We start from the raw sequence: 23,770 nt of genomic DNA, 5'->3' as shown, positions 1-23,770 counted from the left end.
GATCCGCCCGCATCACCGCCCATCGCCGCGTCGATCCGGCCGCGCGTCATCGCCTGCCCGTAGAGCCGGGCTTGCCCGGCTGCTCTTCAACGCCTCCAGCAGCTCCCGCGGCCGTTCCGGACTGATCAGCACCACGCTCCCATCGCCAAGCGGCAGGTAAAGCACCCGGCTGGAGTCGGTGATCAGACAGAACGCCTTGCGCCGGTCCTTCATCCGGTAGTGCCCCGACCGGAACCCAGGCATCCCGAAGCCATTGATCTTCAGCGCCGGCTTCATTTCCTCGTGCTCGGCCAGGTCCACGATGCGTGCGCTCTCAATTTCCAGTGCATCCAAGGCCACGCGCTTGCGGTAAAAAGTGGAAACCACCTCCAGCGCGTCCGCATGCAGGACGATCCGGCGCCGGAAGAACGCCCAGCTCATCGCTGCGGTAAGCAGCAGCACGAACGCCGTGGTGATGACCAGATCCATCGGCGTGCGTTCGAACCGGGACAGGTTGGCACCGATGATCAGCGCCAATGTGCCCGCCAGCGGTATCCACATCCACAGGCCGATCCAGACCGGGGCCGGTGCCACCGGGAAGTCCTTCATGTCCGACGGCGCAGTCATGGCTGCGCCTTGATCCAACGCGCCACGTCGTTGATCAACGTCGCATCCACGTGTCCCGGGCGGTTGTATTCCTCCAGCGAGCCGGGGCCCTCACCGGCGATGCCCAGGTGGTTCAGTTGATCATAGCGATGCAGCGTTGCGGTACCAGACAGCGCCTGCGACCACAGCTTCCAGTCGGTATCGATCACCTGGAAATCGCGACCGCCATGCAGGACCAGAATGGGCTGCGAAAGCGCCTTGGCATCGGCGACCGGATTCACCTGTTCCAGCGTGCGCCAGTAATGTGCCGGCAGACCTAGCGGCAACCCAGCGGGCGCTACCGGTTCAGTGCCGCGTGCCGCTGCGATCTGCACATCCAGTCGATCCATGACCGCCTGTTCCTGCGGACTGATCTGGCCGTCCAGGTTGAACAGGTAACGATGCTGTTCGGGCATCAGGTCCAGCAGCGAGCGCGCCGGTGCCGACCACAGCACCACACCGGCAACCTTGCCGGAACGGGACGCGATGCGCGGGGCCAGCATGCCGCCCTGGCTGTGTCCAATCACGTAGAGATGCCGCGCATCGACCCCGGGCGTTGAAGCGAGCAGCGCGAGGGCGGCGACCGCGTCGTCGGTGATCTCGTCATCCACGGTGAAGTCGCCGCTGAAGTCCTGCGGGCGCGCCTTGGTGCGCTTTTCGTAGCGCAATACCGCAATGCCCTGCGCAGCCAGCCCGCGCGCCACGTCCAGGAACGGGCGGTTCTGGCCGATGGTCACGTTACGGTCCTGCGGCCCGGAGCCGTGCACCAGCACCGCCGCCGGGAACGGGCCCTTGCCCACCGGCATTGCCAACGTGCCGGGCAGCGCGCCCTTGCCGCTGTCGATCTGAACCTCGCTTTCGCGGAAGGTCGCGTCGGCGGGCACGGGTGGCGGCGGTGGCGCGGCCGGCTGCACCGGCAGGAAGAACAGGCCGGCAATGCGGCCCTGCGCATCGACATTGATGACCACGTTGAACGGACCCGCGCCCAGCTGCAGTGGCTGCAGTACGGTCGGCATGCCGTGCTGCTCCACCACCCGTGCCGGACCGCGTGACTTCAGCCCGCCCAGCTGCTGCCACAGGCTCTGCAGGCGGGTTGCGGGAACGTCCTTGGCCAGCTCCGGGGTGAACATGGCTTCGGCAGCGGCGATGTCGCCGGCCTGCAGGTGGTCCAGCAATTGGCTGGCGGTCTGTTCGGGGCTGGCGGCGTGGGCGCTCATCGTGACCGACGCAAGCAGCAGGGCGAGAGAGGCGAGGCCGCTGCGCATCTCACTGCTCCTTCTTGAAGATCAATATGGCCTTGCCCATCGCCGGTGGCTGGACCACGTTGACCAGCTCCCAGCCCAGCAGTCCCTGCCGGGTGAGTTCGGTCTGGATGTCCTCCGTCCTCAAGCCGGTCCAGGTGGGTTTCACTTCTACCGTCTGATAACTCCAGCGCTTGCTCATTCCTTGTTCTCCGGCGTCGGGGTGGGTTTTGGCAGGCGTCCTGCCTTGCGCAGTGCGTCGCGCAACACGTATTCAATCTGCGCGTTGAGGCTGCGCAGCTCGTCGTCGGCCCAGCGCTGCGCCGCCGCAAGAACGTCGGCATTGATGCGAAGCGGGTAGGCTTTCTTTTCAGTCATGCGGAAGGCTCAGTACAGCCGGCTCAATACAGCGAGCCGGCGTTGACGATGGGCTGGGTGCCCCGGTCCGAGCACAGTACCGTAAGCAGGTTGCTGACCATGTGCGCCTTGCGTTCTTCATCCAGTTGCACCACGCCGTTCTTCTGCAGCTCGGCCAGTGCCATTTCGACCATGCCTACCGCACCGGCCACAATCCGCGTGCGCGCGGCGATCACCGCGTTGGCCTGCTGGCGCTGCAGCATCGCCTGGGCGATTTCCGGCGCATAGGCCAGGTGGCTGATGCGCGCATCGAGTACCTGCACGCCGGCATCGGCCAGACGCTCGGCCAGCTCGTCCTTGAGGTGCTGGGAGATTTCGTTGGCATGGCTGCGCAGCGACAGCTGGCCTTCCTCGTGCTGGTCATAGGGATAGCTGGTGGCCATCGCGCGCAGCGCCGATTCGGACTGGATGTGCACGAAGCTTTCGTAGTCGTCCACGTTGTAGACGGCCTCGGAGGCATCGACCACCTGCCAGACGATGACAGCGGCAATTTCGATCGGGCTGCCGTCGAGTTCATTGACCTTGAGCTTGCCGCTTTCAAAGTTGCGCACGCGCTGGCTGACCTTCTTCTTGGCGAAGAAGGGGTTGTTCCAGCGCAGGCCGTTGTCCTTGACGGTGCCCACGTACTTGCCGAACAGGCTGAGCACGGCCGCCTGGTTGGGCTGCACGGTGTACAGGCCGGTCAGGCTGAGCAGGGCGACGATGGCCAGCAGCACGCCGCCGAACAGCAGTCCGCCATTGACGTTGCCGCGCTCTGCACCGGCCACGAACATCCAGACGGCCACAACGAACAGAACGAGCACGCCCAGCAGGAACGGCAGGCCGGACAGGGAGCGGACGGGTTTTTCCTTCATGGCGGGGCATCCTTGGGTGGGTTTGGTATTTGATATCAAAATGATATCAGCTGTGCAAGTGCCCCCGGCCCCGGGCTGGACGCCCTAAAATGCCTTCCCGTCCCTTTGACCCCCTCGGAACGCCCCATGACCACGCTCGGTACGCCGCTGTCTCCTTCCGCCACCCGTGTGCTGCTGCTGGGCTCGGGCGAACTGGGCAAGGAGGTCGCCATCGAACTGCAGCGGCTGGGCGTGGAGGTGATCGCGGCCGACCGTTACGCCGATGCACCGGCAATGCAGGTGGCACACCGCTCGCATGTGATCGACATGCTCGACGCGATGGCGTTGCGTGCGCTGATCGCGCAGGAGCAGCCGCACCTGATCGTGCCGGAGATCGAGGCCATTCATACGGAAACCCTGGTGCAGCTGGAGCAGGAAACCGGCCAGCGGGTGGTGCCGACCGCACGTGCGGCCCGCCTGACCATGGACCGTGAAGGCATCCGTCGGCTGGCCGCGGAAACGCTGGGCCTGCCGACCTCGCCGTACCGCTTCGTCGACACCGAGGCGGAGTACCGTGCGGCCGTGGCGGCGATTGGCCTGCCGTGCGTGGTCAAGCCGGTGATGTCGTCCTCGGGCAAGGGCCAGAGCACGCTGCGCAGCGAGGCAGACATCGCGCCGGCGTGGGATTACGCGCAGACCGGCGGCCGTGCTGGCGCGGGGCGCTGCATCGTGGAAGGTTTCATCGATTTCGATTACGAGATCACGCTGCTGACCGTGCGCCATGCAGGTGGCACCTCGTTCTGTGCGGCGATCGGGCACTGGCAGAAGGACGGCGATTACCGCGAAAGCTGGCAGCCGCAGCCGATGTCGCCGCGCGCGCTGGCGCGGGCCGAAGAGATTTCGCAGGCGATCACCGACGACCTGGGTGGCTGGGGCCTGTTCGGGGTGGAGCTGTTCGTGAAGGGCGACGAGGTGTGGTTCAGCGAGGTCTCGCCGCGTCCCCACGACACCGGGCTGGTGACGCTGGCCTCGCAGGACCTTAGCGAGTTCGCGCTGCATGCGCGGGCGATCCTGGGCCTGCCGATCCCGGTCATCCGTCAGAGCGGTCCTTCCGCGTCCTGCGCAATGCTGGCGCATGGTGAAGGCGTGCCGTTCTTCAGCAACGTGGAGCAGGCGCTGGTGCATCCGGACTCGGCGCTGCGCCTGTTTGGCAAGCCGAGCGTGCATGGGCATCGCCGCGTGGGCGTCACCCTGGCGCGTGGCGCGGATATCGATGAGGCGCGGAAGATCGCGCGTGAGGCGGCCGAGGCGATCCAGATCGAGCTGCGTTCGTAATCGCGCGAACGGCGGCGCTTTTGTTTTTCCGTGCGGGGAGGCCAACGAGCAGCCCCGCTCCGGGACACGCCGCAAGTACGTCCATGTAGGCTACTCCACGGCATCCATGCCGTGGAGTGTCCCTCCGGGGGCTACTCGTTGGCCTCCCCCGAAGGTTGATCGCGACGCGGTCACATCACCGCACGTCCACCCATACCAGGTGGTGGTCACTGCCATCGGCGATCTTCGCTTCGGCACTTTCATTGGCCGGCCAGAACACGCCGCTGCTCACATACTCGAAACCCGTCGACGGCAACACGTAATCCAACCGCATGGTGCCGGCCTTCGGGCCGAAATCGCCGGTCGCGTGGAACGGCGCACCCTTGCGCACGATGCCTGCGGCCGCATAGGACGCGCTGGTCTGCTCGGCACCCACGCTGCGTGGGGTGGGGTAGCGCAGCACGCGCGCATTTTCGATCAGTTCGACGATGGCGTCGTGCTGGCCATCGCCATCCACCGGGTCGTTGTTGAGGTCGCCCAGAATCACAAAGCGCGCATCCTGCGCCAGGCCACCACACTGGCCACGGTCGTCGCACAGCCAGGGTTTGTCACCGGCCGACAGGTACTGCTGCCACAGGCGCAGTTCGTCACCGTTGCGCTGTGCATTGCGCTTTTCCGGGCCATCGAACACCGGCGGGGTGGGGTGGGAAACCAGTGCGTGCACCACGCCTTCGGGGGTTTTCACCGGCACGTCCCAGTGCGACTTGGAGGAGAGGCGCAGCTGCGACCACACCTGTGCGCTGTAGAAGGGCTTGCCGGTGCGCGGGTCGACCGGATTCACCGCCCCGGGCAGGGTGTTCCACTTCAGCAGCTGGAAGGTGCGGACCTTGGCTTCGTCGATGGGGTAGCGCGACAGCACCAGCATGCCGTACTGGCCGGGGTGCAGGCCGTAGCCCCACGCGTCGTTGCCGCGCGAGCGGCCTTCGCCGCCGACTTCGCCGTTGTTGTCCAGGTCCAGGCCGCTGGGTACGCCGGTGTTGACCGGGGCAAGGTAGCGGTAGGGGTACTTCAGCGGCTCGCCGCCGCCGGGCTGGGCGGTTTCCAGGTAGCGCTGCTGGAACAGGTCGGCGGCGCGGTGTTCGTGGTCGAAGTCGAATTCGTTCAGCAGCACCAGGTCCGGGCGGACCTGCTGCAGCACCGCGGCGATCTTGCGCGCGTGCGCGCTGTCGCCTTCCAGCTCGGCGATCAGGCCGCCGCGCTCGTCGCTGTACAGCGAGGTGTTGTAGGTGGCAATCCGCAGCGGTGCCGGCTTGGAATCAGGCATGGCGGCGGTCCGGTTCGGGGTCTGGGCGCAGCCGCTGCAGAGCAGGGCCAGGGCGAGGAACAGGGCAGGGGTCTTCATCCACCCATTTTACCTGCGTGCATTGCAGGGGCGCGTCAGCGCCCGTCCAGTTCGTCGTCGAAGTCGTGCCAGCGGCGGCCGTCGTAAGCCTCCAGCGGGCGGAAGCGGCGCTTGTAGTCCATCTTGCGGTGGTCGCGGATCCAGTAGCCCAGGTACAGGTGCGGCAGGTTCTCGCGCCGGGCCCAGGCGATCTGCTGCAGGATGCCGAAGGTGCCCAGACCACGATGCGCCTGCTCCGGGTCGAAGAAGGTGTACACCGCCGATAAGCCCTGTGCGGTGACATCGGTGACCGCCACCCCCAGCAGTTCGCCGCGATGGCCGTCATGGGCCGGCGCGCGCATTTCCAGAAACCGGCCCTGCGACCACTGCCCGATCAGGAACTGGTCGAACTCGTGCGGGCCGTGATCGTCCATGCCGCCCTGCGCGTGGCGGTGGGTGAGGTAGCGGTGGTACAGCGCGAACTGTTCGTCGGTCTGTTCGGCGGCGACGATGCGCACTTCCAGGTCGGCATTGCGGGCCAGGCAACGGCGCTGGCTGCGGTCGGGCGTGAAGCGCGCCACCGGAATGCGCACCGACACGCAGGCGTGGCAGTTGGCACAGTGCGGGCGGTAGACCAGGTCGCCGGAGCGGCGGAAGCCCCAGCTCAGCGCCATCGGGTACAGCGTGCCCAGCCGTGGATCGTGCGGATCCAGGACCAGATCTCGCGCGGCCCGGTCCGGCCAGTAGCCACAGGGGTGGTCTCCGGTCTGGAACAGTCGCAGCTCGTCGTCGCGGTCGCCGTGTATCGCCATGCCCACAGCATAGCGCCGCGCTGTCGCAGCCGCCGCGACTGTCTGCTACATGAACGCGACCGGTGCCGCTGTCAACGCGGCAGACGCTGGGGCGTTTTCCCTGGCGTGGGTGCCAACGCACCGCACAGCCAACCCCTGATACCGGAGTGATTCCATGCGCAACCGCAAACCCCTTCTGCTGCTGGCCCTGCTGATGACCACCGGCGCTGCCGGCCTGGCGGTGGCCGCTGATGCTCCCACCGCCGCTGAAAAGCCGGCCCGTGTGAAGCTGGACACCAATGGCGACGGCGTCATCGACCGCAGCGAAGCCGCCAAGGCCCCGCGCCTGGCCGAGAAGTTCGACACCCTGGATGCGAACAAGGACGGCAAGCTGTCGCGCGAGGAAATGCCACGCTGGCACGGCAAGCGCCACGGCCGTGGCCCGGGCATGCACGATCGCATGGCCAAGCTGGACGTGAACAAGGACGGCCGCATCAGCCGCGAGGAAGCCAAGGCTGATCCGCGCCTGGCCGAACGCTTCGACAAGATGGACCTCAACAAGGACGGATACCTGGACAAGGCCGACCGCGAGCTGGGCATGAAGCAGCACCGTGATGCGTGGTTTGCCGCCGCTGACACCAACAAGGACGGCAAGCTGAGCAAGGCTGAGTTTGATGCCGCCAAGTCGCCGTTCGGCGGCCCGCGCGGTGGCAAACCGCCGGTGCACTGATCCGTAGAGCCGGGCTTGCCCGGCTGCTTCAAAACCCGAACAACGCCGGTCGTCGACCGGCGTTGTTCATTGCCGGGCAAGCCCGGCACTACCCAACCTTGAGCACCACCACCGCGCCCACCATGCCGAGCGTCAGGATGTTCAGCAGCACCACGCCGGTGCGCCCATACATCGACTCATACCACCAGTTGGTGCCAGTACGCCCGCGCCGCGCATTGTCGCGGGCGATCAAGGGTTTCATGATCCGCTGCAGCGTCACCAGGCACTGATAGTTGACCACGCAGACGCCGGAGAACGCGGCGGCAAAGGCGACCCAGACCGGGGCCTGGAGAACGGTCAGCACCAAAGTCGCCAGACAGGCCACCAGCGAAACGCCGGTGCTGGAGTGCACGAATCGCATGATCTTCCGGCGCTCGTCGGGATGCTCGGCAAACGACAGCAGGTAGCGTCCGCCGAGATAGCTGAGTGCCACGGCACCGACCGTGGCGACGATCATCGTGGTCAGGACATGGCCGGTCACCAACAACTGACTCTGCTCCGCTGCGGCCGTCAGCGAGGCCACGGCGGTGCCGCTGGTGACACTGGCACCGCCCAGGCCGAACTTGCTGCCGCCCACGCTGGTGCTGAGCAGGATCGCCGCACTGGCGGTACCCGGTGCCGTCACCATCACCATCGACACCACCGCCGTGGCGAACGCCGCGCTCGGCGCGCTGCTGCGTGCGAACTCGCCGAAGCGACGCAGCATTTCCTCGCGCACGGTAGCGCGGGCTCGGGACAGGCGCTTGCGCACGGCGGCGTCGCTCAGTCCCAGCAGGTCGGCGACCTGCTGCGAGCTCTGGCCTTCACGGTAGTACAGCAGCAGGGTTTCACGGCTGTCTTCGGGCAGCGCGGAAATGATTTCTTCGGCGGCCAGTTCCTCTTCCACCCGCTGCAGGTGCCCGGGCGCGTCCGGACTGGGATCCGCTGCCATGCCGATGGCGATGTCTGCTGCCTCGCCCGACAGCGGGCGGTTACGGTTGGCGCGCAGCCAGTCGCGGGCCAGGTTGCGGGTGATCTGGCGCAGCCAGGGCAGGAAGCTGGCGTGGTTGTGCAGATGCGAAAGCTGCTGCCAGGCCTTGATGAAGGCCTCCTGGGCAATGTCCTCGCTGGCCTGCACGTCACGGGTGATGGCCAGGGCAATGGCGGTCACGGTGTTCTGGCAGGCCAGCACGATGCGGCCATAGGACTGCTGGCAGCCCCCGGTAGCGGCGGGCAGCTCGCGTTCCAGGGTGAGGGTCAATGGGTGCGAAGCGGTCAGCGTGTCCAGCGTCATGGCGTCTTTCCCCAGCGGGTGATGTGACTATGACGCGGATTGGGGAAGAATGTGACCGTAGAGCCACGCCCTGCGTGGCTGCGCTCCGTTCCCGGGTCATGAACGCCTGATCCCGGTTTCGATCATTCATAAACGCCGGTGGTCGGTCCGGTCGCCTGCCACCCCGTCTTCGGGGGCTTGTGCCGCGCTGCGCGCGGGTACCACGCATGGCGTGGTACCTACGAATTGTTACGTGCGCAGGACGATGGCGTTGTGGCTTACGGTTGCGTTACCGGGGTTACCCGCACACGGACCTCTTCTTCTTCCGGAGCCGTTGGGACGGGTTGCGGTTGCTGTTGCTGTTGCACGGCTGGCACCGGCGCAGCCGGCGGCGGGGCGCTGCGGTGGCGCATCGTGATGAACATGGCGACCGCGCCGATCACCAGCAGCAGGCCGATGCGGATGCGCCAGCCCCAGTTGCGGGCCGGGGCGGCTTCGGCCGCTTCGGGGCGGAAAGCGTACTCGGCAGTGGGGTGGTCGCGGCGGGTGGTGTCCAGCAGACGGGCGTCGCGCAGGATCTCGCGGGCGCGCGGCTGGTCGTTGGCGTGCACCACCCACAGCGTGGGGTGGGTGCTGGCCTTGCTGGTGTCCAGATAGCTGAACTGGCTGCCGCGCTTGCTGTGATACGAGCGGCCGTTGGTGATGCGCACTTCGATACCCGCATCGCGCAGCAGCTGGGCCACGCCTTCCACGGTTTCCACGCGCTGGCTGGTGAAAATCTGACGCATGGGGTTACTCCTTGGCCGGCACGGCGGCCGCAGCGCTGCTGTCTTCCACGACGCGGATCAGGCCTTCCTGCGCGGTGCTGGCAACCAGCACGCCGTGGCGGTTGAAGAACTGGCCGCGCGCCAGTCCGCGTGAATCCTGCGCGCTGGGGCTGTCCAGTGAATACAGCAGCCAGTCGTCGGCGCGGAACGGGCGGTGGAACCAGATCGCATGGTCCAGCGAGGCCATCTGCACGTGCGGCTGGTAATAGCTGATGCCGTGCGGAAAGGTCGCGGTGCCGAGCAGGTGGAAATCGGAGGCATAGGCCAGCAGCGCCTGGTGCAGTTCCGGTGCGTCGCCGACTTTCTCATTCAGACGCAGCCACACCTGGTGGTAAGGCGGGCGCTTGGGCGGGTGCAGTTCATCGCGCGGGTACACGTGGCGGAACTCGAACGGGCCACCGCGCGACAGCCAGCGCTGCACCTTGATCGGCAGCCGCTCCAGTACTTCCGGCGGCAGTGGGCGGTTCGGTTCGATGTCTTCCGGCTGCGGCACTTCCGGCATCTTCTGCTGGTGCTCGGCCCCGGTTTCAGCCTGCTGGAACGAGGCGGCGCAGAAGAAGATCACCTTGCCGTGCTGGATCGCGGTGACCCGGCGCACCGAGAAGCTGCCGCCGTCGCGGGTGCGGTCCACGTCATAGACGATGGGGTGGTCGATGTTGCCGGCGCGGAGGAAATAGGCGTGCAGGGAATGCACATGGCGGCCGTTTTCCACCGTGGCCTGCGCCGCCGACAGCGCCTGGCCCAGCACCTGCCCGCCGAACACGTACTTGGTGCCGATGTCACGGCTCTGGCCGCGGAACAGGTTGTCTTCCAGCCGCTCCAGCGAGAGCAGGTCAATCAGCTCGGAAACGACGGGTTCTTGCGGCTGGGACAAGGCGGCGGCCTGGTGGTGGAACGGAGGGGAATTATACCGGCCCTTATCCCTTCCCGATCCGCGCCACCAACGCCTGCAACGCATTCTGCGCATCCGGCGCGTACCAGGCCTCGACGAACCGGTCCAGCTGGATCAGCTCCGGGGCCAGCGCCTCGTGCAGGTCGGCGCGGGCAATCGCGCGGGTCAGCTGCATCGGCTGGCGCGGCAGCTTCAGCAACTGCTGCAGCCAGGCCAGCGCCCGGGCCACCACCTGGTCGCCGTCCGCCAGTTCATCCACCAGCCCGATCTGCAGGGCCTGTTCGGCCGGCACCAGCGCGCCGGTGGTCAGCAGCACGCTGGCGCGGTGCGGGCCCACCACCCGGCGCAGCAGGCGCTGGATGCCCTCCGGGGCGACCAGCCCGACCTGCACCTCGTTCAGACCAATGCCGTAAGGGCGGGCCGGGTCGGTGCTGCGCGCCATCACCCGGTAGTCGCAGCACAACGACAGCACGCAGCCGCCGGCCGGGGCGTGGCCGGTGATCGCCGCCACCACCGGGATGCGGCTCTCGGCAATGGTGCGTACCGCGCCGAAGAAGGCGTTCCAGCTGTCCAGCAGCTTGTGTTTGTCATCACCGTGCGAGAGCAGGTGCGGCACGTCCATGCCGCCGGTGAAGATGCGTTCGCTGCCCGACAGAATCACCCCGTGCGCGTCCTCGGCCATGGCCAGTTCAACGGCATGGATCAGCTGCCGGCACAGTTCGGTGTCCAGCGCATTGACCGGCGGGCGCGCCAGGCGCAGCTCGCGGATGGGGCCATGGTTGATCACCTCGATAAGCGTCGTCATGCTGCGGTCTCGTTGCGGACGGGAAACTGAGGCGATGATAACCAAACCATTCGTGGGCGTATTGTTGGCGTTGTGTGCGGGCGCAGCATCTGCGGCCGAGCCGGCCTGTGTGGTGCTGGAGCAGGGATGGGTACGGCTGCCGCCTGTGCAGATGCCGATGGCGGCGGGTTATGGGGTGATCCACAACCGCTGCAAGCAGGCGGTGACGGTGGTGGCCGCAGGCAGCAAGGCATTTGCCGACGTGACGCTGCATGAGACCACCGTGGTCAATGGCGTCAGCCGTATGCGCGAAGTGGAGCGGTTGCCGATTGCAGCTGGGGCGAGGGTGGAGCTCAAGCCCGGTGGGCTGCATCTGATGTTGATGCAGCCGGCGGTGACGTTGGCGGAGGGCAGGGAGGTGCCGCTGCGGCTGAGCCTGGAGGACGGCCGCAAGGTGGATGGGGTGTTGCAGATCCGGTAGGGACGCGCCATGCGCGTCCATCGCGGTGACCGATCAACCGCAGGCGCTGCGGATTGCCTCCGGCAGCGCGGCGCTCTTGCCGGTCTGCGTATCCATCCACACCACCACCACGTTGCCATCCGAATACAACGTCGCCTCGTTCTTCTGATCAACGATGCGATGCCCGATGGTGACGCTGCTGTTGCCCAGCCGCTCCACGAACAACTCCACCACGATGTCGTTCGGCCACACGATCGGCGCGCGGTAATTGACGTTGGTCGCCGCCACCACCGGCGCGATGCGGTCGGTCATCGACACGCCTTCGACACCCAGCATCCAGCGCACGCGCGCTTCTTCCAGGTAGGAAATGTACTTGGCGTTGTTGACGTGGCCCATGCTGTCCATGTCGCGCCAGCGCACGCTGATCGGTACGCGGGCCAGGATCTTGTGTTCGCTGCTCATCAGGCCTTCTTCTTTTTCTTCGTGGTGGCAGGGCTGCTCTTGCTGGCCTTGCCAGTGGTCTTGGCGGCGGCCGCCTTCTTCGCCGGCTTCTCCGGCTTCACCTTGCGCGGCGGGCGGGCGTCAGGCTTGTTGGCCACGGCGGCCGGCCGCTCAGGGCGCGCGCTGGTCGAGGGCAGCATCTTGGCCAGGAACTGGCCGGTGTACGAATCCGGGTGCGCGGCCACGTCTTCCGGCGTGCCGGTGACCAGGATGGTGCCACCGCGGTGGCCACCTTCCGGCCCCAGGTCGACGATCCAGTCCGCGGTCTTGATCACGTCCAGGTTGTGCTCGATCACCACCACCGTGTTGCCTTCGTCGCGCAGCTTGTGCAGCACGCCCAGCAGTGCCTCGATGTCGTGGAAGTGCAGGCCGGTGGTTGGTTCGTCCAGGATGTACAGGGTGCGTCCGGTATCGCGGCGCGACAGTTCCTTGGACAGCTTCACGCGCTGTGCTTCACCGCCGGACAGCGTGGTCGCGCTCTGGCCCAGCTTGATATAGCTCAGGCCCACGTCAACCAGCGTTTCCAGCTTGCGCGCGATGCTCGGCACCGGTTCGAACAGCTTCAGTGCATCTTCGACGGTCATTTCCAGCACGTCGTTGATGTTGTAACCCTTGTACAGGATCTCCAGCGTTTCGCGGTTGTAGCGCTTGCCGTGGCAGACATCGCAGGGCACGTACACGTCCGGCAGGAAGTGCATCTCCACCTTGATCAGGCCATCGCCCTGGCAGGCCTCGCAGCGTCCGCCACGCACGTTGAAGCTGAAACGGCCCGGCGAATAGCCGCGCGCACGCGCTTCCGGCACCTGCGCATACAGCTCGCGCAACGGCGTGAACAGCCCGGTGTAGGTGGCCGGGTTCGAGCGCGGGGTGCGACCGATCGGCGACTGGTCGATGTCCACCACCTTGTCGAACAGGTCCAGGCCATCGACCGACTTGTACGGCGCGATCGCGTGCGAGGCTCCGTTGATCTCGTTGGCGGCCAGCGAGAACAACGTGTCGTTGATCAGCGTCGACTTGCCCGAACCGGACACGCCGGTGATGCAGGTCAGCAGGCCCGACGGAATGTCCAGGTCCACGCCCTTGAGGTTGTTGCCGCTGGCCCCGCGCAGGCGCAGGGTCATCTTCGGGTTGGGCTTGTGCCGGCGTGCCGGAATCTCGATGGCGCGCTTGCCCGACAGGTACTGACCGGTCAGCGAGCGCGGTGCCTCCAGAATGTCCTGCAGCGTGCCCTGGCCGACGATCTCGCCGCCGTGCACGCCCGCGCCCGGACCGATGTCCAATACGTAGTCGGCGAGGCGGATCGCGTCTTCGTCATGCTCGACCACGATCACCGTGTTGCCCAGGTCGCGCAGGCGGGTCAGGGTGCCGAGCAGGCGCTCGTTGTCGCGCTGGTGCAGGCCGATGGAGGGCTCGTCCAGCACATACATCACGCCGACCAGGCCGGCACCGATCTGGCTGGCCAGACGGATGCGCTGCGCTTCGCCGCCCGACAGGGTGTCGGCCTTGCGCTCCAGGGTGAGGTAGTCCAGACCCACGTCGACCAGGAAGCCGAGGCGTTCGCCGATTTCCTTGACGATCTTGGCCGCGATCTCGCCGCGCCAGCCGGGCAGGGTCATCGTGCTGAAGAACTTCAGTGCCTCATCAATCGGCAGCACCACCAGTTCCGGCAGGGCGCGGTCGGCCACGAACACATTGCGCGCGGCCTTGTTCAGGCGCTGGCCGTGGCAGTCCGGGCAATCGTGTTCGCTGATGTACTTGGCCAGCTCTTCCTGCACCGCCGCCGACTCGGTTTCCTTGTAGCGGCGTTCCAGGTTCGGAATGATGCCCTCGAAGCGGTGCTTGCGCTGGGTGCGCCCGCCGGCTTCGGTGAAGTAGGTGAAGGTGATGGTTTCATCGCCGCTGCCGTACAGCACCGCCTGACGCACGTCTTCCGGCAGGCTCTGCCAGGGCGCGTCAACGTCGAACTTGTAGTGCTTGGCCAGCGAGGCGATCAGTTGGAAGTAGTACGCATTGCGGCGGTCCCAGCCGCGCACCGCGCCGGCCGAGAGCGACAGCTCCGGGTGCACCACCACGCGCGACGGGTCGAAGAACTCGGCCAGACCCAGCCCGTCGCAGCCCGGGCAGGCTCCGATCGGGGAGTTGAACGAGAACAGGCGCGGTTCCAGTTCCGGCAGCGAGTAGTCGCACACCGGGCAGGAGTACTTGGACGAGAACAGCACCGGCTCGGTGCCTTCCACATCCAGCGACTGCACCGACACCATGCCATCGCCCAGCTTCAGTGCGGTTTCAAAGCTCTCGGCCAGGCGCTGCTTGATGTCCTCGCGCGGGCGGAAGCGATCGATCACCGCTTCAATGGTGTGCTTCTGGCGCAGCGCCAGCGGCGGCACCGCGTCGATCTCATGCAGCACGCCGTCCACACGCACGCGCACGAAACCCTGCGCGCGCAGCTGGTCGAACACCTGGGCGTGCTCGCCCTTGCGCTCGCGGATCACCGGGGCCAGCAGCATGTAGCGCTGCTCCGGGTCCAGGGTGAGCACGTGGTCGACCATCTGGCTGACCGTCTGCGCTTCCAGCGGGTAGCCGTGGTCCGGGCAGCGCGGGCTGCCGACGCGGGCGTACAGCAGGCGCAGGTAGTCGTAGATCTCGGTGATCGTGCCGACGGTCGAACGCGGGTTGTGCGAGGTCGACTTCTGCTCGATCGAGATCGCCGGGGAGAGGCCCTCGATATGGTCCAGGTCCGGCTTTTCCATCACGCTCAGGAACTGCCGGGCATACGCCGACAGCGACTCCACGTAACGGCGCTGGCCTTCGGCGTAGATGGTGTCGAAGGCCAGCGACGACTTACCCGAGCCGGACAGGCCGGTGATGACAATCAGCTTGTCGCGGGGCAGGTCGAGATCGATGTTCTTGAGATTGTGCGTCCGCGCGCCGCGGATGCGGATGTAATCCATCGCCATGGGGGAGGGGATCCGTAGTGGGGCAGTGGGGCAAGCGAAGACGCCAATCGGTCAGCCTACCGAGCTTGGGATTTGGGGGCAATCGGCGACATTGCCAGCCCCCTGTCTCACCCCGTGCGACCGGCCCGGCCGGTTTCCTGAACGGGATTCAGGCGGCAGTGGGTCAGGGCAGGGGGTGGGTTGACCCGGACCGGGGTGAATGCGTAAAATCCCGCTTCTGTCCGCCCTCGACGGCGGCAGTCCAAGACCACAATAACTACAGAGGAAGTCTGGTCATGTACGCAGTACTGGTCACCGGCGGTAAGCAATACCGCGTCGCGCAGGGTGAAACCCTCCGCGTTGAAAAGCTCGAAGCCGACGTCGGCAGCGAGATCAAGTTCGACAACATCCTGCTGCTGGGCGACAGCGACGGCATCAAGCTGGGCGACGCGCTGAAGGGCGCTTCGGTCACCGCCAAGGTCGTGTCCCAGGGTCGTGCTGACAAGGTCCGGATCATCAAGTTCCGTCGCCGTAAGCACCACATGAAGCGCCAGGGTCACCGTCAGTACTACACCGAAATCGAGATCACCGGCGTTGCCGGTGGTAACAAGTAATAAGGAGAAGCAGTCATGGCACATAAAAAGGGCGTAGGCTCCTCGCGCAACGGTCGCGACTCCAACCCGAAGTACCTCGGCGTGAAGATCTTCGGTGGCCAGGCCATCGACGCCGGCAACATCATCGTGCGTCAGCGCGGCACCCAGTTCCACCCGGGTACCGGCGTTGGCCTCGGCCGTGACCACACCCTGTTCGCTCTGATCGACGGCAAGGTGGAGTTCTCGGTGAAGGGCCCGAAGAAGCGTCGCACCGTCAGCGTCGTCGCCGAAGCCTGATCTTCGCGATACGCAGGCACCCGCGCCTGGCGCGTGGGGTAGCCGACAAAAGCCCCGCTTCCAGCGGGGCTTTTGTTTTCCCGGCATCCGAGCCGGGCATCTTTTAGACTTGCGGTGGGGCATCCTGGGCCCGCCGCCTCCAGTTGGCATCCAGAATCATGAAACTTGTAGACGAAGCAGAAATCCAGGTCATTGCCGGCAATGGCGGTAACGGCTGCGTCGGTTTCCGTCGCGAGAAGTTCATTCCGCTGGGTGGCCCGGACGGCGGCGACGGCGGCAACGGCGGCAGCGTGTACATCCGCGCCGACGAAAACCTGAACACCCTGGTCGACTTCCGCCATGAGCGCATCTTCAAGGCGCAGCGCGGCGAAAATGGCATGGGCCGCCAGGCCTACGGCAAGGGCGGTGAAGACCTCACCATCACCGTGCCGGTCGGCACCGTGGTGATCAACGTCGCCACCGACGAAGTCATCGGCGACCTGACCCAGCACAACGACCGCCTGCTGGTCGCCAAGGGCGGCCGCGGCGGCCTGGGCAACATGCACTTCAAGAGCTCCACCAATCGCTCGCCGCGCCAGGCGCTGCCGGGCGAAGAGGGCGAGGAGCGCCTGCTCAAGCTGGAGCTGAAGCTGCTGGCTGACGTCGGCCTGCTGGGATTCCCGAATGCCGGCAAGAGCACCCTGATCCGCGCCGTGTCCGCAGCCACCCCCAAGGTGGCCGATTACCCGTTCACCACGCTGTATCCCAACCTGGGCGTGGTCCGGGTGGAGAACTACCGCAGCTTCGTCATCGCCGACATTCCGGGGCTGATCGAAGGTGCGGCCGATGGTGCCGGCCTGGGCGCGCAGTTCCTGCGTCACCTGCAGCGCACCCGCCTGCTGCTGCACCTGGTGGACATCTCCCCGATGGAAGGCGGCGTGGAAGGCATTTCGCCGGTGGAGCAGGTGCGTGCCATCGAGCGCGAGCTGGAAAAGCACGACCCGGAGCTGCTGGACAAGCCGCGCTGGCTGGTGCTGAACAAGGCCGACCTGATGTTCGAGGATGAAGCCAAGGCCGCGGCCGAGCAGATCGTCGCCGAGCTGGGCTGGACCCAGCCCTGGTACCTGGTCTCGGCGCTGGGTCGCGAAGGCACCTGGCCGATCATGAACCAGGTGATGGCGTTCTTTGACCGCCAGAAAGAAGAAGAGGCGGATGCGCGCGATGCGCTCTGAGCGCCTCCACGCACACGTGAAAAACCCGGCCTCGGCCGGGTTTTTCTGTGGCGCGCTGGATCACGTGCGCTTCTGCCGGGCATGGCCCGGCACTACATTTGCGGGCACAACAAAAAACCCGGTCTATGCCGGGCTTTTGCGTTCTGCCGTAGTGCCGGGCCATGCCCGGCAATCCAGCAGCAACCACGCCGTATCAGGCGGCCTTGAGGGCCTTGATGCGGGCGGTCAGACGGCTCTTATGACGAGCAGCCTTGTTCTTGTGGATCAGACCGCGCGAGCTGAAACGGTCGAGGATCGGCTGGGCGACGGCGAAGGCTGCCTCGGCGCCGGCGGCGTCATTGGCATCCAGAGCCTTGATCACCTTCTTGACAGCGGTGCGCAGCATCGAACGCTGAGCCGTGTTGCGCGCGTTGCGCACGACGGTCTGCTTGGCGCGCTTCTTGGCGGACTTGATATTGGCCACAGTGGTGGTTTCCTGAAAAATCGGTGTAATGGGAACAGCAAGCTGGAAAGTATGATGGCTCGAAAAATGTACGTCAAGTCAATTGTCAAGAGGGAACACGGGTGAGTTCACCAAGGATGTTGCGCGGGCTGCTGTCGTTCAGCAGCATGACCATGATTTCCCGCGTCCTGGGCCTGGTCCGCGACCAGGTCATCACCACCACGTTCGGCACCAATGCGGTGACCGACGCATTCTGGGTGGCCTTCCGGGTGCCCAATTTCCTGCGCCGGTTGTTCGCCGAGGGCTCGTTCGCCACCGCGTTCGTGCCGGTGTTCACGGAAGTGAAGGAAACCCGCCCGCATGCCGAACTGCGCGAACTGATGTCGCGCGTGGCCGGCACCCTGGGCGGGGTGCTGATGGTGGTCACCGCGCTGGCGCTGATCTTCGCCCCGCAGCTGGCCTCGCTGTTCTCCAGCGGGGTGGACACCGACCCGGTCAAGCACGGGCTGCTGGTGGACCTGTTCCGCCTGACCTTCCCGTTCCTGCTGTTCGTGTCGCTGACGGCGCTGGCCGGGGGCGCGCTGAACAGCTTCCAGAAGTTCGCGATGCCGGCGCTGACCCCGGTCATCCTCAACCTGTGCATGATCGCTGGCGCGCTCTGGCTGGCCCCGCAGCTGGGTGGCACCCCCGAGAAGCAGATCCTGGCGCTGGGCTGGGCGGTGCTGGCCGCCGGCCTGCTGCAGCTGCTGTTCCAGCTGCCCTCGCTGAAGGGCATCAACCTGCTGACCCTGCCGCGCTGGGGCTGGCGGCACCCGGGCGTGCGCAAGGTGCTGACCCTGATGGTGCCGACCCTGTTCGGTTCTTCGGTGGCGCAGATCAACCTGCTGCTGGACACCGTGATCGCCGCCCAGCTCACCGACGGCTCGCAGTCCTGGCTGTCGCTGGCCGACCGCTTCCTGGAGCTGCCGCTGGGGGTGTTCGGCGTCGCACTGGGCACGGTGATCCTGCCGGCGCTGGCCCGCCATCATGTCAGTACCGACAAGGCCGGGTTCTCCAATGCGCTGGACTGGGGCCTGCGCACCACGCTGCTGATCGCGGTGCCGGCCATGCTCGGCCTTGTGCTGCTGGCCGAGCCGCTGATCGCCACGTTGTTCCAGTACCGCCAGTTCACCGCCTTCGACACCCGCATGACCGCGCTGTCGGTGTACGGGCTGGCCGCCGGCCTGCCGGCCTTCGCCCTGCTCAAGGTAGTGCTGCCGGCGTTCTACGCCCGCCAGGACACCCGCACCCCGGTGCGCGCCGGCATTGCCGCGCTGGTCGCCAACATGGTGTTCAACTTCGCCCTGCTGGCCGTGCTGTACCACGTGATGGTGCCGGATGCGCTGAAGGCCCAAGGGGTGATGGCGGCGCTGGGCAAGCAGCCCGGCCTGCACCTGGCCCTCGGCATTGCCAGCGCCATGTCCAGCTACCTGAACCTCGGCCTGCTCTGGTACTGGCTGGGCAAAACCGATGTGTACGAGCGCAAGCCCGGCTGGGCCGGCTATGTCACCCGGCTGGCGCTGGCCTGCGCGGCCATGGTGGCGGTGCTGCTGGCCTTGCTGTACAGCATGCCCGGCTTCACCGGCATGGATAAGTGGCACCGGATCGGCAACCTGGCCTTGCTGGTCGGCGGCGGCGGCCTCACCTATCTGGTGGCGCTGGTCGCGATGGGCTTCCGCCCCCGTCACCTGCGCGAACACTGAATCGCCCCGTTGGCCCCCGGTGAATCGCCGCCGTCCCGTAGAGCCACGCCCTGCGTGGCTGCCCTTGACGCCCCGGCTATACTTGCCGGTCATACCAAGCAACACAGTGGCCTGGGTGGGCCGGATAACCAGTAGATGAGCAGGCTGTTCAGAAGCATCGAAGGCGGGCGTCTGTTCCCGCACGGAAGCGTGGTCTGCATCGGCGCGTTCGACGGCCTGCACCTGGGCCATCGTGCGCTGGTGCGCCACGCCGTCGCGCGTGCCCGCGCGCTGGGCGTCCCCGCCGTGGTGGTGGCGTTCGAGCCGCTGCCGCGCGAGTACTTCGCCCAGGGCGAACCGCCGCCGCGCCTGACCCTGGCCCGCGACAAGGTCGCCGGGCTGACCGAACTGGGCGTGGACGCCATCGGCCTGCTGCGTTTCGACGCGCGCATGGCGGCGATGTCTGCTGAAGCCTTCGTTGAACAGCTGCTGGTGCATCGTCTGGGTGCCCGCGAAGTCTGGATCGGCCCGCAGTTCTGCTTCGGCAACCGCCGCCGCGGCGATCTGGCCCTGCTGCAGGCCATGGGCGAGCAGCACGGCTTCACCGCCGGCGCGATCGACCCGGTCGACCTGCACGGCGAGCGCATTTCCGCCACCCGCATCCGCCAGTTGCTGCGTGAAGGCAACTTCGCCCATGCCGGCGACCTGCTCGGTCGCCCGTATGCGATCGGGGGCAGGGTAGTGCGCGGGCGTCAGCTCGGTCGCACCCTGGGCTTCCCCACCGCCAACCTGCGCTTCCCGAAGACGCCTGCACTGGCCGGCATCTATGCCACCTGGGTGCACGGCGTGTTCGACCAGCCGTGGCCGTCGGTGTCCAGCTTCGGCACCCGTCCCACCGTGGAAGGCGTCGAGCCGCTGCTGGAAGCCCACCTGTTCGACTTCCAGGGCGACCTGTACGGTCGGCACATCCAAGTTGAATTCGTCGCCAAACTGCGCGATGAAGAGAAGTTCCATGATCTGGCCGCGTTGACCGACCAGATGCACCGTGACGCCGACCAGGCCCGTCACATCCTTTCCGAACACAGATTGCGAGCCACTGCGTGAGCCAGGACTACAAAGCCACCCTTCATCTGCCAGCCACTGAATTCCCGATGCGCGGCGACCTGCCCAAGCGCGAGCCGGGCATTCTGTCGCGCTGGGAAGACGAGGGCCTGTACGCCCGCCTGCGCGAAAACGCGCAGGGTCGCCCGCTGTTCGTGCTGCACGACGGCCCGCCGTACGCCAACGGTCAGATCCACCTCGGCCACGCGGTCAACAAGATCCTCAAGGACATCATCGTCAAGTCGCGCTATCTGGCCGGCTTCGATGCGCCCTATGTGCCGGGCTGGGACTGCCACGGCCTGCCGATTGAAATCGCGGTGGAAAAGAAGTGGGGCAAGGTCGGCACCAAGCTCGACGCCGTTGCCTTCCGCCAGAAGTGCCGTGAGTACGCCGAAGAACAGATCGAACTGCAGCGCCGCGACTTCAAGCGCCTGGGCGTGATCGGCGACTGGGACAACCCGTACAAGACCCTCAGCTTCGATTTCGAAGCCAACGAGATCCGCGCGCTGGCCAAGGTGGTCGCCAACGGTCACCTGCTGCGCGGTGCCAAGCCGGTGTACTGGTGCTTCGACTGCGGCTCGGCGCTGGCCGAGGCGGAAATCGAATACCAGGACAAGACCTCGCCCGCCATCGACGTAGCCTACGCCGCGCGTGATTCGCAGCAGCTGGCCGCCGCCTTCGGCGTGACCCTGCCGGCCGGCGTGGAAGTGGCGGTGCCGATCTGGACCACCACCCCGTGGACGCTGCCGGCCTCGCTGGCCGTTTCGCTGGGCGCGGAAATCGAATATGCCCTGGTGGAAGGCCCGGCCCACAACGGCCAGCCGCGCTGGCTGGTGCTGGCCTCGGCGCTGGCCGAGCGCGCGCTGGCCCGCTACGGCGTTGACAGCCTGGTGGTGCATGGCCATGCCACCGGTGCGGCGCTGGAAAACCTGCTGCTGGCGCATCCGTTCTACCCCGAGCGCGATATCCCGCTGCTCAATGGCGACCACGTCTCCGACGCCGACGGTACCGGTGCGGTGCATACCGCCCCCGGCCACGGCCAGGAAGACTATGCGGTGTGCCTGAAGTACGGCTTGGTGGAGAAGTACAACGCCGGCCAGATCAATCCGGTCGATGGCGCGGGCGTGTACCTGCCGTCGACCCCGCCCGCCGGTGACCTGGTGCTGGCCGGCCAGCACATCTGGAAGGCGCAGCAGCCGATCATCGACGTGCTGCGTGCCAGCGGCGCGCTGCTGGCGTTCGTGGAAATCGTGCACAGCTATCCGCACTGCTGGCGCCACAAGAAGACCCCGCTGGTGTTCCGTGCCACCCCGCAGTGGTTCATCTCGATGGAGCAGGCCAACCTGCGCCGCGACGCACTGGCCGCCATCGACACCGTCGGCTGGTTCCCGAGCTGGGGCAAGGCGCGCATCGCCAGCATGGTCGAAGGCCGTCCCGACTGGACCATCTCGCGCCAGCGCACCTGGGGCGTGCCGATCGCGCTGTTCATCCACCGTGAAACCGGCGAGCCGCATCCCAACACCGTGGCGCTGATGAACCAGGTCGCCGACCGCGTGCAGGCCGAAGGCATCGACGTGTGGTACTCGCTGGACGCCGCCGAGCTGCTGGGCGATGAAGCCGCGCAGTACGAGAAGGTCACCGACATCCTCGACGTGTGGTTCGATTCCGGCGTCACCCACGAAGGCGTGCTGCTGGCGCGTGGCTTCGGCAAGCCGGCTGATCTGTACCTGGAAGGGTCCGATCAGCACCGCGGCTGGTTCCAGTCCTCGCTGCTTACCGGCGTGGCCATCGACAAGCATGCCCCGTACAAGCAGTGCCTCACCCACGGCTTCACCGTGGACGAGCACGGCCGCAAGATGTCCAAGTCGCTGGGCAACGGCATCGAGCCGCAGGAAATCATGAAGACCCTGGGCGCGGACATCCTGCGCCTGTGGATCGCCTCGGCTGACTACAGCAACGAAATGTCGCTGTCGCAGGAAATCCTCAAGCGCAATGCGGATGCCTATCGCCGCCTGCGCAACACCGCGCGCTTCCTGCTCGGCAACCTGGACGGTTTCGATCCGGCCCAGCATCTGGTGGCACCGGCCGACATGGTCGCGCTGGACCGCTGGATCGTGCACCGTGCCTGGGAAGTGCAGGAGAAGATCAAGGCGTCGTACACGGCCTACAACATGGCCGAGATCGTCCAGCTGCTGCTGAACTTCTGCAGCGTGGACCTGGGCTCGCTGTACCTGGACGTCACCAAGGACCGCCTGTACACCATGCCGGTGGATTCGCGCGGCCGCCGTTCGGCGCAGACCGCGATGTACCACATCGCCGAAGCGTTCACCCGCTGGGTGGCCCCGATCCTGACCTTCACCGCCGACGAGCTGTGGGGTTACCTGCCGGGCACGCGGGGCGACAACGTCCTGTTCTCCACCTGGTACGAGGGCCTGGCCCCGCTGCCGGCCGATGCACCGCTGAACGCCGCTGATTTCGACCAGCTGCTGGCCGTGCGTGAGCAGGTCGCCAAGGTGCTGGAACCGATGCGCGCCAACGGGGCCATCGGTGCTGCGCTGGAGGCGGAGATCACCATCGCCGCAAATGAAGAAACCGCCACGCGTTGGGCCCCGCTGGCCGACGAGCTGCGTTTCCTGTTCATCAGTGGCGATGTCAGCGTGCGTCCGGCAACCACCGACGAGGTGTTCGTCAGCGCCCAGCCCACTGAAAAGCAGAAGTGCGTGCGTTGCTGGCACTACCGCGCCGACATCGGCGTGGTCGCCGCCCATCCGGAACTGTGCGGTCGTTGCGCCAGCAACGTCGACGGTGCCGGCGAAAACCGCAGGTGGTTCTGATGACCGGTTCGCGCGTGCGTCCCAATGCGCTGGTGTGGCTGCTGCTGTCGGCGGCCATCATCGGCCTGGATCAGTGGTCCAAGGCCTGGGTGCTGTCCAGCCTGCCCGAGTTCGAGCCGGTGGCCGTCATCGACGGCTTCTGGAACTGGTACCGCACCTACAACACCGGTGCGGCGTTCAGTTTCCTGAGTGACGCCGGTGGCTGGCAGCTGTGGTTCTTCACCGCGCTGGCGGTGGGCATCAGCGGCCTGATGGCGTTCTGGCTGTCGCGCACCCCGCGCGGCCACTGGCGCAGCGCCGCCCCGTACGCACTGGTGATCGGCGGGGCCATCGGCAACGTCATCGACCGCCAGGTGCATGGTCACGTCGTGGACTTCATCCAGTGGTACATCGGTGACCATTACTGGCCCGCGTTCAACATTGCCGACGCCGCCATCGTGGTTGGTGCCATCGGTATTGCTGTGTTCGGCCTGTTTGACGGCAAGTCCGCCAAAAAGGCGGATAATGCCAACCCGTAACATCAAGCCGGCGCTGGCCGGGAGACCTGTC

Annotated in this window: 24 protein-coding genes; 10 read left to right on the top strand and 14 right to left on the bottom strand. The window is 66.4% G+C overall.

The features are described 5' to 3' along the window. Nucleotides 1-12: 12 nt before the first annotated feature. The 5 genes from RT551_RS10325 to RT551_RS10305 are packed head-to-tail and all read right to left on the bottom strand — an operon-like array spanning nt 13 to nt 3,136. Nucleotides 13-606 carry a PH domain-containing protein gene (locus RT551_RS10325; protein WP_313458241.1) on the bottom strand — a complete coding sequence of 198 codons (594 nt, stop codon included), beginning with the start codon at nt 604-606 and terminating at the stop codon, nt 13-15. After that, complete coding sequence (locus RT551_RS10320) at nt 603-1,889, bottom strand: alpha/beta fold hydrolase (protein WP_313458238.1); 1,287 nt, start codon at nt 1,887-1,889, stop codon at nt 603-605. Before RT551_RS10320 ends, RT551_RS10325 begins: the two co-directional genes overlap by 4 nt. A gap of 1 nt (nt 1,890) precedes the next feature. Continuing rightward, entirely contained in the window at nt 1,891-2,067 is a 177-nt protein-coding gene (locus RT551_RS10315) for a DUF4177 domain-containing protein (RefSeq protein WP_313458235.1), read from the bottom strand. Continuing rightward, nucleotides 2,064-2,243 (bottom strand): Arc family DNA binding domain-containing protein, encoded by a 180-nt coding sequence (locus tag RT551_RS10310; RefSeq protein ID WP_311190558.1) that lies wholly within the window; start codon nt 2,241-2,243, stop codon nt 2,064-2,066. The genes RT551_RS10315 and RT551_RS10310 overlap by 4 nt, the downstream gene beginning before the upstream one ends. A 23-nt stretch (nt 2,244-2,266) precedes the next feature. Beyond that, entirely contained in the window at nt 2,267-3,136 is an 870-nt protein-coding gene (locus RT551_RS10305) for an SPFH domain-containing protein (RefSeq protein WP_313458233.1), read from the bottom strand. 126 nt (nt 3,137-3,262) lie between these two features. Between RT551_RS10305 and purT the strand changes: the two genes are divergently transcribed. Then, entirely contained in the window at nt 3,263-4,450 is a 1,188-nt protein-coding gene (purT, locus tag RT551_RS10300; protein ID WP_313458231.1) for a formate-dependent phosphoribosylglycinamide formyltransferase, read from the top strand. Nucleotides 4,451-4,625: 175 nt separating this feature from the next. Here the strand turns inward: purT and RT551_RS10295 are convergent, their stop codons facing one another. Both RT551_RS10295 and RT551_RS10290 read right to left on the bottom strand, forming a co-directional pair. Further along, nucleotides 4,626-5,831 carry an endonuclease/exonuclease/phosphatase family protein gene (locus RT551_RS10295; protein WP_313458229.1) on the bottom strand — a complete coding sequence of 402 codons (1,206 nt, stop codon included), beginning with the start codon at nt 5,829-5,831 and terminating at the stop codon, nt 4,626-4,628. A gap of 35 nt (nt 5,832-5,866) precedes the next feature. Further along, on the bottom strand, nt 5,867-6,622 hold the full coding sequence (locus RT551_RS10290; protein WP_313458226.1) for an arginyltransferase: 756 nt from the start codon (nt 6,620-6,622) through the stop codon (nt 5,867-5,869). Between the two features lie 154 nt (nt 6,623-6,776). On the opposite strand from RT551_RS10290, the gene RT551_RS10285 reads away from it, so the two are divergent. Continuing rightward, on the top strand, nt 6,777-7,331 hold the full coding sequence (locus RT551_RS10285) for an EF-hand domain-containing protein (protein WP_313458224.1): 555 nt from the start codon (nt 6,777-6,779) through the stop codon (nt 7,329-7,331). A gap of 88 nt (nt 7,332-7,419) precedes the next feature. Here the strand turns inward: RT551_RS10285 and RT551_RS10280 are convergent, their stop codons facing one another. From RT551_RS10280 to RT551_RS10265, 4 genes are all read right to left on the bottom strand, one after another. Then, the gene (locus RT551_RS10280; protein WP_313458222.1) at nt 7,420-8,643 is read right to left on the bottom strand and encodes an RNA polymerase sigma factor; all 1,224 of its coding nucleotides are present in this window, start codon (nt 8,641-8,643) and stop codon (nt 7,420-7,422) included. Between the two features lie 257 nt (nt 8,644-8,900). Then, nucleotides 8,901-9,410 carry a DUF2007 domain-containing protein gene (locus RT551_RS10275; protein WP_313458220.1) on the bottom strand — a complete coding sequence of 170 codons (510 nt, stop codon included), beginning with the start codon at nt 9,408-9,410 and terminating at the stop codon, nt 8,901-8,903. 4 nt (nt 9,411-9,414) lie between these two features. After that, nucleotides 9,415-10,323 carry an acyl-CoA thioesterase II gene (tesB, locus tag RT551_RS10270; RefSeq protein ID WP_313458218.1) on the bottom strand — a complete coding sequence of 303 codons (909 nt, stop codon included), beginning with the start codon at nt 10,321-10,323 and terminating at the stop codon, nt 9,415-9,417. 43 nt (nt 10,324-10,366) lie between these two features. Further along, entirely contained in the window at nt 10,367-11,146 is a 780-nt protein-coding gene (locus RT551_RS10265; RefSeq protein WP_313458216.1) for an enoyl-CoA hydratase/isomerase family protein, read from the bottom strand. A 34-nt stretch (nt 11,147-11,180) separates the two neighbouring features. On the opposite strand from RT551_RS10265, the gene RT551_RS10260 reads away from it, so the two are divergent. Further along, nucleotides 11,181-11,606, top strand: a complete 426-nt coding sequence (locus RT551_RS10260) for a copper chaperone PCu(A)C (protein WP_313458213.1) — start codon at nt 11,181-11,183, stop codon at nt 11,604-11,606. 33 nt (nt 11,607-11,639) lie between these two features. Here the strand turns inward: RT551_RS10260 and RT551_RS10255 are convergent, their stop codons facing one another. Continuing rightward, nucleotides 11,640-12,047, bottom strand: coding sequence for a thioesterase family protein (locus RT551_RS10255; RefSeq protein WP_313458210.1), 408 nt, complete (start codon nt 12,045-12,047; stop codon nt 11,640-11,642). Then, the gene (gene uvrA, locus RT551_RS10250; RefSeq protein ID WP_313458207.1) at nt 12,047-15,043 is read right to left on the bottom strand and encodes an excinuclease ABC subunit UvrA; all 2,997 of its coding nucleotides are present in this window, start codon (nt 15,041-15,043) and stop codon (nt 12,047-12,049) included. The genes RT551_RS10255 and uvrA overlap by 1 nt, the downstream gene beginning before the upstream one ends. 275 nt (nt 15,044-15,318) lie before the next feature. Here uvrA and rplU point away from each other — a divergent pair, with 275 nt between their 5' ends. From rplU to obgE, 3 genes are all read left to right on the top strand, one after another. Continuing rightward, entirely contained in the window at nt 15,319-15,636 is a 318-nt protein-coding gene (rplU, locus tag RT551_RS10245) for a 50S ribosomal protein L21 (protein ID WP_311190571.1), read from the top strand. A gap of 15 nt (nt 15,637-15,651) precedes the next feature. After that, nucleotides 15,652-15,912 (top strand): 50S ribosomal protein L27, encoded by a 261-nt coding sequence (gene rpmA, locus RT551_RS10240; protein WP_125359195.1) that lies wholly within the window; start codon nt 15,652-15,654, stop codon nt 15,910-15,912. Between the two features lie 158 nt (nt 15,913-16,070). After that, nucleotides 16,071-17,123: a GTPase ObgE gene (gene obgE, locus RT551_RS10235; protein WP_311190572.1), complete on the top strand. Its 1,053-nt coding sequence runs from the start codon at nt 16,071-16,073 to the stop codon at nt 17,121-17,123. A gap of 193 nt (nt 17,124-17,316) precedes the next feature. Here the strand turns inward: obgE and rpsT are convergent, their stop codons facing one another. After that, the gene (rpsT, locus tag RT551_RS10230) at nt 17,317-17,586 is read right to left on the bottom strand and encodes a 30S ribosomal protein S20 (protein ID WP_017354922.1); all 270 of its coding nucleotides are present in this window, start codon (nt 17,584-17,586) and stop codon (nt 17,317-17,319) included. Nucleotides 17,587-17,702: 116 nt separating this feature from the next. Between rpsT and murJ the strand changes: the two genes are divergently transcribed. From murJ to lspA, 4 genes are all read left to right on the top strand, one after another. Further along, nucleotides 17,703-19,307: a murein biosynthesis integral membrane protein MurJ gene (gene murJ / locus RT551_RS10225; protein WP_313458200.1), complete on the top strand. Its 1,605-nt coding sequence runs from the start codon at nt 17,703-17,705 to the stop codon at nt 19,305-19,307. 135 nt (nt 19,308-19,442) lie between these two features. Continuing rightward, nucleotides 19,443-20,390: a bifunctional riboflavin kinase/FAD synthetase gene (locus RT551_RS10220; protein WP_311190573.1), complete on the top strand. Its 948-nt coding sequence runs from the start codon at nt 19,443-19,445 to the stop codon at nt 20,388-20,390. Continuing rightward, entirely contained in the window at nt 20,387-23,221 is a 2,835-nt protein-coding gene (gene ileS / locus RT551_RS10215) for an isoleucine--tRNA ligase (protein WP_313458197.1), read from the top strand. The genes RT551_RS10220 and ileS overlap by 4 nt, the downstream gene beginning before the upstream one ends. Beyond that, on the top strand, nt 23,221-23,739 hold the full coding sequence (gene lspA / locus RT551_RS10210) for a signal peptidase II (RefSeq protein WP_125359199.1): 519 nt from the start codon (nt 23,221-23,223) through the stop codon (nt 23,737-23,739). Before ileS ends, lspA begins: the two co-directional genes overlap by 1 nt. Nucleotides 23,740-23,770 lie beyond the last annotated feature (31 nt).

Origin of the sequence: Stenotrophomonas sp. (genome assembly GCF_032103445.1) — a bacterium.
Lineage (GTDB): Bacteria > Pseudomonadota > Gammaproteobacteria > Xanthomonadales > Xanthomonadaceae > Stenotrophomonas.
The sequence above is the reverse complement of the archived record's forward strand: the minus strand, read 5'-3'. Positions and strand labels throughout refer to the sequence as shown.

What these genes read in the sequence shown, in the direction of transcription:
- RT551_RS10280 (WP_313458222.1), bottom strand. Translation starts at nt 8,643, where the DNA reads ATGACGCTGGACACGCTGACCGCTTCGCACCCATTGACCCTCACCCTG.
- RT551_RS10265 (WP_313458216.1), bottom strand. Translation starts at nt 11,146, where the DNA reads ATGACGACGCTTATCGAGGTGATCAACCATGGCCCCATCCGCGAGCTG.
- RT551_RS10315 (WP_313458235.1), bottom strand. Translation starts at nt 2,067, where the DNA reads ATGAGCAAGCGCTGGAGTTATCAGACGGTAGAAGTGAAACCCACCTGG.
- RT551_RS10285 (WP_313458224.1), top strand. Translation starts at nt 6,777, where the DNA reads ATGCGCAACCGCAAACCCCTTCTGCTGCTGGCCCTGCTGATGACCACC.
- purT (WP_313458231.1), top strand. Translation starts at nt 3,263, where the DNA reads ATGACCACGCTCGGTACGCCGCTGTCTCCTTCCGCCACCCGTGTGCTG.
- RT551_RS10310 (WP_311190558.1), bottom strand. Translation starts at nt 2,243, where the DNA reads ATGACTGAAAAGAAAGCCTACCCGCTTCGCATCAATGCCGACGTTCTT.
- murJ (WP_313458200.1), top strand. Translation starts at nt 17,703, where the DNA reads ATGTTGCGCGGGCTGCTGTCGTTCAGCAGCATGACCATGATTTCCCGC.
- RT551_RS10260 (WP_313458213.1), top strand. Translation starts at nt 11,181, where the DNA reads ATGATAACCAAACCATTCGTGGGCGTATTGTTGGCGTTGTGTGCGGGC.
- RT551_RS10325 (WP_313458241.1), bottom strand. Translation starts at nt 606, where the DNA reads ATGACTGCGCCGTCGGACATGAAGGACTTCCCGGTGGCACCGGCCCCG.
- lspA (WP_125359199.1), top strand. Translation starts at nt 23,221, where the DNA reads ATGACCGGTTCGCGCGTGCGTCCCAATGCGCTGGTGTGGCTGCTGCTG.
- RT551_RS10305 (WP_313458233.1), bottom strand. Translation starts at nt 3,136, where the DNA reads ATGAAGGAAAAACCCGTCCGCTCCCTGTCCGGCCTGCCGTTCCTGCTG.
- RT551_RS10275 (WP_313458220.1), bottom strand. Translation starts at nt 9,410, where the DNA reads ATGCGTCAGATTTTCACCAGCCAGCGCGTGGAAACCGTGGAAGGCGTG.
- RT551_RS10220 (WP_311190573.1), top strand. Translation starts at nt 19,443, where the DNA reads ATGAGCAGGCTGTTCAGAAGCATCGAAGGCGGGCGTCTGTTCCCGCAC.
- obgE (WP_311190572.1), top strand. Translation starts at nt 16,071, where the DNA reads ATGAAACTTGTAGACGAAGCAGAAATCCAGGTCATTGCCGGCAATGGC.
- RT551_RS10255 (WP_313458210.1), bottom strand. Translation starts at nt 12,047, where the DNA reads ATGAGCAGCGAACACAAGATCCTGGCCCGCGTACCGATCAGCGTGCGC.
- RT551_RS10295 (WP_313458229.1), bottom strand. Translation starts at nt 5,831, where the DNA reads ATGAAGACCCCTGCCCTGTTCCTCGCCCTGGCCCTGCTCTGCAGCGGC.
- rplU (WP_311190571.1), top strand. Translation starts at nt 15,319, where the DNA reads ATGTACGCAGTACTGGTCACCGGCGGTAAGCAATACCGCGTCGCGCAG.
- RT551_RS10290 (WP_313458226.1), bottom strand. Translation starts at nt 6,622, where the DNA reads ATGGCGATACACGGCGACCGCGACGACGAGCTGCGACTGTTCCAGACC.
- RT551_RS10320 (WP_313458238.1), bottom strand. Translation starts at nt 1,889, where the DNA reads ATGCGCAGCGGCCTCGCCTCTCTCGCCCTGCTGCTTGCGTCGGTCACG.
- rpmA (WP_125359195.1), top strand. Translation starts at nt 15,652, where the DNA reads ATGGCACATAAAAAGGGCGTAGGCTCCTCGCGCAACGGTCGCGACTCC.
- uvrA (WP_313458207.1), bottom strand. Translation starts at nt 15,043, where the DNA reads ATGGCGATGGATTACATCCGCATCCGCGGCGCGCGGACGCACAATCTC.